Source organism: Cellulomonas massiliensis JC225 (genome assembly GCF_000312005.1).
GTDB classification, from domain to species: domain Bacteria; phylum Actinomycetota; class Actinomycetes; order Actinomycetales; family Cellulomonadaceae; genus Cellulomonas; species Cellulomonas massiliensis.
The window spans coordinates 2,078,634-2,085,275 of record NZ_HE978588.1 but is presented as its reverse complement, the minus strand read 5'-3'; the positions used below and the strand labels follow the sequence as shown (position 1 = coordinate 2,085,275).

Below are 6,642 nucleotides of genomic sequence, written 5' to 3'. Positions count from 1 at the left end.
CGTCGAGGCGGTCACCGGGCGGCGGCCCGTGGGCCAGCTCGCGCGGTGGCTCGCCCCGGGCGTGTTCCAGGCGCTGCGCGCGCGGGCGGGCCTGACGGCTCGCACGCCGCGGACGGCCACGGTGCGGGCGTCCCGCGGGGCGGTGGTGCGGCGCGTGCTGGGCAACGCGCTCGGCCCGCACACGTACGAGGCGTGCGCGGTCGTCGACGACGGGACCCGGGTGCGCGCCGTGGGCCTGCGGCTCGAGTCGCACCGCGGCGCGTGGCGGGTCACCGAGCTGGACCTCGCGTGACGGCGAGCCGCCCCGGCCCGACCGGCCGCGTCGGTGCGAGCACGCCGAGCGCCCCCGTTCCCTCCACGGGACCCCGCCGGCTGCGGGGACGGCGACGGGCCGGCGCGTCAGACCTCTGCGCGCCGGACCGTCGTCATGTCCGTCAGCGCTTGCGCTGCTGGCGCTGCGCCCGGCGCCGCTCCTCGCGGTTGCCGGCCGCCGTCGGCGCGCCGCCCTCGTCGTCCGCCTGGTCGGCAGCCGCGGCGACGCCGCTGTCGCCGTCGACCGACGGCGCGGAGTACTGCAGCGGCGTCTGACGAGGCCCGTCGATCCCCTTCGCGACGAGGTGCCCGGCACCGTCGGAGGTCGCCGCGTCCGCCGCCGAGGCGGCGTCGACCACCGGGGCGTCCTGCACCTGGACCTCCAGGTTGAACAGGTACGCGACGGTCTCCTCCTTGATGGCGTCCGTCATCGCGTTGAAGAGCTGGAAGCCCTCGCGCTGGTACTCGACGAGCGGGTCGCGCTGCGCCATGGCGCGCAGGCCGATGCCCTCCTTGAGGTAGTCCATCTCGTAGAGGTGCTCGCGCCACTTGCGGTCCAGCACCGAGAGCGTCACGCGCCGCTCGAGCTCGCGCATGTTGGCCTCGCCCAGCTTCGCCTCGCGCTCGACGTACGCCTGCTCGGCGTCGGACTTCAGCTCGCGCTCGAGGACCTCGGCCGAGAGCCGCGTCGGCCCGCCGACCTCCTCCAGCACGTCCTCGGGCGTGATCGAGACGGGGAACACGGCCCGCAGCGCCGTCCAGAGCGCCTCGAGGTCCCAGTCCTCCGGGCGGCCCTCGGCGGTCGCGCCCCGGACGTAGCCCTCGATGACGTCGTCGCGGAAGTGGCCCACCTGCACGTGCAGGTCCTCGCCCTCCAGCACGCGTCGCCGCTGCGCGTAGATGACCTCGCGCTGGCGGGACATGACGTCGTCGTACTTGAGGACGTTCTTGCGGATCTCGAAGTTGCGCGCCTCGACCTGCGACTGGGCCGACTGGATGCCGCGCGTGACGATCTTGGACTCCAGCGGCATGTCCTCCGGGAAGCCCGCCCGGGTCATCATCGCCTCGGCGACGCCCGAGTTGAACAGCCGCATGAGGTCGTCCTGCAGCGACAGGTAGAACCGGGACTCGCCGGGGTCGCCCTGGCGCCCGGACCGGCCGCGCAGCTGGTTGTCGATCCGCCGCGACTCGTGCCGCTCCGTGCCGAGCACGTACAGACCACCGAGCTCGACGACCTCGTCGTGCTCCGCGGCGACCGCCTGCTGCGCCTTCTCCAGCGCGGCGGGCCACGCGGCCTCGTACTCCTCCGCGTTCTCCGCCGGGTCGAGGCCCCGCGCGGCGAGGTCGGCGACCGCCATGAACTCCGCGTTGCCGCCGAGCATGATGTCGGTCCCACGGCCGGCCATGTTCGTCGCGACGGTGACCGCGCCCTTGCGGCCGGCCTGCGCGACGATCGCCGCCTCCCGGGCGTGCTGCTTGGCGTTGAGCACCTCGTGCGGGACGCCGAGCTTGCGGAGCTTGGAGGAGAGCAGCTCGCTCTTCTCGACGCTCGTGGTGCCGACGAGCACCGGCTGCCCCTTGGCGTGCCGCTCGACGATGTCCTCCACGACCGCGTCGAACTTGCCCGCCTCCGCCTTGTAGACGAGGTCGCGCTGGTCGATGCGCTGCATCGGCCGGTTCGTCGGGATCGGCACGACGCCGAGCTTGTAGGTGCCCTGGAACTCGGCGGCCTCGGTCTCGGCCGTACCGGTCATCCCCGAGAGCTTGGAGTAGAGCCGGAAGTAGTTCTGCAGCGTGATCGTGGCGAGCGTCTGGTTCTCCGCCTTGATCGCGACGCCCTCCTTCGCCTCGATCGCCTGGTGCATGCCCTCGTTGTACCGGCGGCCGGGCAGGATGCGGCCGGTGTGCTCGTCGACGATGAGCACCTCGCCGTTCATGACGACGTAGTCCTTGTCGCGCTTGAACAGCTCCTTCGCGCGCACCGCGTTGTTGAGGAAGCCGATGAGCGGCGTGTTGAGCGACTCGTACAGGTTGTCGATGCCGAGGTAGTCCTCGACGCGCTCGATGCCCGGCTCGAGGATGCCCACGGTCCGCTTCTTCTCGTCGACCTCGTAGTCGCGGTCGATCTGCAGGCGCCGGGCCACCTTGGCGAACTCGCCGTACCACTTGTTGGCGTCGCCGGACGCGGGCCCCGAGATGATGAGCGGGGTCCGCGCCTCGTCGATGAGGATCGAGTCGACCTCGTCGACGATGGCGAAGTGGTGGCCCCGCTGCACCAGGTCGGCCGTGGACCAGGCCATGTTGTCGCGGAGGAAGTCGAAGCCGAACTCGTTGTTCGTGCCGTACGTGATGTCGGCCGCGTACTGCTCGCGGCGCTCCGCCGGCGTCTGGTTCGACAGGATGCAGCCCGTGGTGAGGCCGAGGAACCGGTAGACGCGGCCCATGAGCTCCGACTGGTAGCTCGCCAGGTAGTCGTTGACGGTCACGACGTGCACGCCCTTGCCCGTCAGCGCGTTGAGGTAGGCGGGCGCCGTGGCGACGAGCGTCTTGCCCTCACCGGTCTTCATCTCGGCGATGTTGCCCAGGTGCAGCGCGGCCCCGCCCATGAGCTGGACGTCGAAGTGGCGCTGGCCCAGCGTGCGGCGCGCCGCCTCGCGGACGGCCGCGAACGCCTCCGGGAGCAGGTCGTCGAGCTGCTCGCCGCCCGCGAGCCGCTCCTTGAACCGGTCGGTCTCCTCGCGCAGCTCCGCGTCGGACAGCGCCTCGAAGCTGGGCTCGAGCGCGTTGACCTGGTCGGCGATGCCCGACAGCTTCTTGACGATCCGGCCCTCACCGAGCCGCAGGACCTTCTCGAGGATCGCGGTCACGCACCACTCCCGACGTCGTCGCACCCCTCGGCACGCACGGCGTCGGGGTGGCCTTCTGGACCGGCCGCTCGGCCGGGCGCGTCCATCGTAGGCGAGGGCGCCCCGCGTGGGCGCAGGACGACCACGGCCGTGAGCATGAGCGCACCGCCGGCGAGCGCCACCGGACCGAGCCGCTCGTGCCGGACGACGACCGCGCCGACGGCGGCGGTCAGCGGCTCGAGCAGCGCGAGCAGCGTCGCCGTCGTGGCCGGGACCGTGCGCAGCCCCGTGAAGTAGGCGGCGTACGCGGCCGCCGTGGGCACGGCGGCGAGGTAGAGCAGCAGGCCCCACCCGGCGGTGTCGTGCGGCAGGACCAGCCCGCCGTCGACGAGCGCGGCGGGCACCAGCAGCAGGCCGCCGAGGGTGAAGCCGGCCCCGATGAGCGCCACCGGCTCCAGCCCGGGGACCGGACGCGTCTGCACCGCCGTGAGCGCCCCGAAGGCGGCGGCGGCGACGAGCGAGAGCGCCACGCCGAGGGTCGGCCGCGGCCCCGAGGCGCCCGACCCGGACGTGCCGACCAGGGCGACGAGCCCGAGGAGGGCGAGGACGAGCGCGGTGGCGGTGGTGCGGTCGGGGGCGCGCCGCGCGCGGACGGCCGACGCCGCCGCGACCATCACGGGTGCCGCGCCGAGCGTGACGACCGTGGCCAGCGCCACGCCCGCGCGCGCGACGCCCGCGAAGTAGGCCGCCTCGAACGCGGCGATGAGCAGCGCCGTCGTGACGACGCGCGTCCCCGCGGCGCGGGTGCGCGGCACGCGCGCCAGGCCGCCCGGCGTGCCGACCACGAGCAGCGCGAGCAGCAGCCCGCCACCCAGCAGCCGGTAGCAGGCCACCGCGGTGGCGGAGGCGCCGGTGGCGTCGATGAGCCCGGCGCCGGCCAGGCCGCCGGTCCCCCACAGCACCCCCGCCAGCGCGACGAGCGCGAAGTGCCGCCGGGCGGTCGTGCTCACGCCGCCTCGGCATCCTGCAGGGCGGCCACGAGGTCACCGCGCGCCTGGCCGTCGCGGTCGCCGACGACGACCTCGTCCAGCGCCAGCCACCGCGCGACCTCCGCGAGCTCGAGCGCGAGCTCGTGGGCCACCAGCCGCCGGTCGGGCTCGGCGCGGTGCACGCCCGGCACGATCGGCGCGTGGTGGGCGGCGTGCACGCGCAGCACGCCGTCCTGGCGGTCGGCCTTGAGGTCGACGAGAGCGGCGACGTGCTCGCCGAGCAGGAACGGCAGGCAGTAGTAGCCCCACACCCGCTGCGGCGCCGGGACGTAGATCTCGATCCGGTACCGCACGCCGAACAGCTCCTCGAGGCGGCGGCGCTCGAACATCAGCGGGTCGAACGGGCTGAGCAGCGCGCGGCCGACGGCGCGGCGGGGCGTGGTCGCCTCCCGGTGCCGGAAGACGGGCCGGTCCCAGCCGGCCACCTGCACCGGCTCGAGCGTGCCGGCCTCGACCAGCTCGTCCACCGCCCGGCGCAGCCGCGGGCCCCGGATCCGGAAGTAGTCGCCGAAGCAGCGCACGGTCCCGATGCCGTGCGCCCGGGCGCCGATCTCGACGAGCGCGCGCACGGCGTCGTCCTCCGACGGCTCGGGCTCCGCGAGGGCCGCGGCGGGCAGGACGCGCTCGGTGAGGTCGTAGCGCCGCTCGAACGCGCCGTTGCGCCCCGCCGCGGTCAGCTCGCCGGTGAAGAACAGGAACTCGAGCACGCGCTTGGCCGTCGTCCAGTTCCAGCCCCACTCGAGGCGGTCCGCCCGCTGCGAGCCCTCGAGCAGCTCGTGGACCTGGGCACCGGTGAGCGGTCCCTGCTCGGCGAGGAGCGCCCGGACGGCCTCGACCTCGCCCGCGTGCTGCAGGGGGACCCCGGCGATCGTGCCCCACGCCTCTGTGCGGTACGCCCGCTGACGCCACCCCAGCAGCCGGTACGTGGACGGCGGCACGTAGGACGCCTGGTGCGCCCAGGCCTCGACGAGGCGGCGCGGCGCGCGGCCGGCGGCGCGGTCGAGCAGGGCCGTGTCGTACGGACCGAGGCGCGAGTACAGCGGCATGAGGTGGGCGCGCGCCATGACGTTGACCGAGTCGATCTGCAGCAGGCCGATCCGGTCGACCACGCCCTGCAGGTGCCGGGCGGTCACCGGCCCGGTGCGGGCACGCCGCCGCACGTGCAGCCCCTGGGCGGCCAGAGCGGTGCGGCGAGCCTGCGCCAGCGAAATCCGTTCCACCCGCCCATCGTGCCGGAGCCGTCCGACAGGGTCGCCCGGCGTCCGCGTGCCGGGTCGCCACCCGGCCGCGGCCGGACACGACCGACCCGCCCGCGGTGCGGACGGGTCGGTCGTGCGGCTCCCCGACGACGGCGCGGCGCGCTCGCCGTCCGGGGTGCGGCTCAGGCGGTGACGGCCTGCGGCGCCGGCTCGGCGACGGGCGTGCCGGCGACCGGCGTGTCGAGCTTGATGACCCCGTAGCTCCACCCCCGGCGCCGGTACGCGACGGCGGGCTGCGCCGTCTCGGCGTCGACGAACAGGAAGAAGTCGTGGCCGACGAGCTCCATCTCGTAGAGCGCGTCGTCGACCGTCATCGGCAGCGCCTGGTGGACCTTCTCGCGGATGACGACGGGCGAGTCGCCCAGCGTCGTCTCGACCGCCCCGTCCGCCGTGACGACCGGCTCGTCGTCGGCGACGGGCTCCTCCTGCGTCGGCGGGCGGACGTCGACGGGGGGCACCGGAGTGTGGTTGCGGTGGTCCTTGCGCCGGTCGCGCGTGCGGCGCAGGCGCTCGAGCAGCTTGCCGAGCGCGAGGTCCAGCGCCGCGTACCGGTCGTCGGCGCACGCCTCGGCGCGGATGACGGGCCCCTTGTCGAGGACGGTCAGCTCGACCCTGTCGCAGCTGCCGGACTGTCGGGGGTTGGCCTCGTGCGAGACGAGGACGTCGATCCGCTGGGCGCGCGGGGCCAGCTGCTCCACCTTGGCGAGCTTCTGCTCGACGTGCGCCCGGAAACGGGGGGCGACGTCGGTGTGCCGGCCGGCAACCACGATCTCCATGTGAGCCTCCTGGAAGGGGGTTCGGGGCGGCCTGCGCCGCCCGAGGACCAGTGCTGTCGAGCCCCGTCGGGGCCGCGTCGGCATCGCCTCCCTCCCGCGTCAGGCGGGGAACCGGCGGCCGGCGCTGATGCGGGCGCGACCGCTGGTGCGGATCACCACGCTAACCCGTCCTCGCGCGGGTCAGCCACTCGCAGCACGGGTGGAGTCCGGACCGCTGCCGGGGGCACGCGCGCGGACGCGGCAGCAGCCGGCGGAGGCGTGGACGCGAGCACGAGCCCGGCCGTCACGGGGAGGCCGAGGTCGTCGAGCGCGGCGGCGCACGCCGCGAAGGTCGCACCCGTGGTGAGGACGTCGTCGACCAGGACGACGGCCTGCGGCGGGTCGCCGCGGGCGACGGCGG

5 protein-coding genes and 1 pseudogene are annotated in these 6,642 nt (G+C 74.7%); 1 reads left to right on the top strand and 5 read right to left on the bottom strand.

The window, feature by feature from the left end:
* Positions 1 to 292, top strand: a 292-nt coding sequence (locus tag HGCM_RS09890) for an Rv3235 family protein (protein WP_026075389.1), incomplete at its 5' end; no start/stop codon positions are given.
* 142 nt (positions 293 to 434) lie between these two features.
* Here HGCM_RS09890 and secA read toward each other — a convergent pair.
* The 5 genes and pseudogenes from secA to HGCM_RS20275 form a co-directional block, all read right to left on the bottom strand.
* Positions 435 to 3,179 (bottom strand): preprotein translocase subunit SecA, encoded by a 2,745-nt coding sequence (gene secA, locus HGCM_RS09885; protein ID WP_019136682.1) that lies wholly within the window; start codon positions 3,177 to 3,179, stop codon positions 435 to 437.
* Complete coding sequence (locus HGCM_RS09880) at positions 3,176 to 4,168, bottom strand: EamA family transporter (protein ID WP_019136681.1); 993 nt, start codon at positions 4,166 to 4,168, stop codon at positions 3,176 to 3,178. The genes secA and HGCM_RS09880 overlap by 4 nt, the downstream gene beginning before the upstream one ends.
* A complete protein-coding gene (locus HGCM_RS09875) occupies positions 4,165 to 5,427 on the bottom strand; it encodes a winged helix-turn-helix domain-containing protein (protein ID WP_019136680.1) in 1,263 nt (420 codons plus the stop codon). Before HGCM_RS09875 ends, HGCM_RS09880 begins: the two co-directional genes overlap by 4 nt.
* Positions 5,428 to 5,588: 161 nt before the next feature.
* Positions 5,589 to 6,242: a ribosome hibernation-promoting factor, HPF/YfiA family gene (hpf, locus tag HGCM_RS09870; protein ID WP_019136679.1), complete on the bottom strand. Its 654-nt coding sequence runs from the start codon at positions 6,240 to 6,242 to the stop codon at positions 5,589 to 5,591.
* A 152-nt stretch (positions 6,243 to 6,394) separates the two neighbouring features.
* Positions 6,395 to 6,642, bottom strand: a pseudogene (locus tag HGCM_RS20275) (hypothetical protein); the annotation flags it as partial.

What these genes read in the sequence shown, in the direction of transcription:
- hpf (WP_019136679.1), bottom strand. Translation starts at nt 6,242, where the DNA reads ATGGAGATCGTGGTTGCCGGCCGGCACACCGACGTCGCCCCCCGTTTC.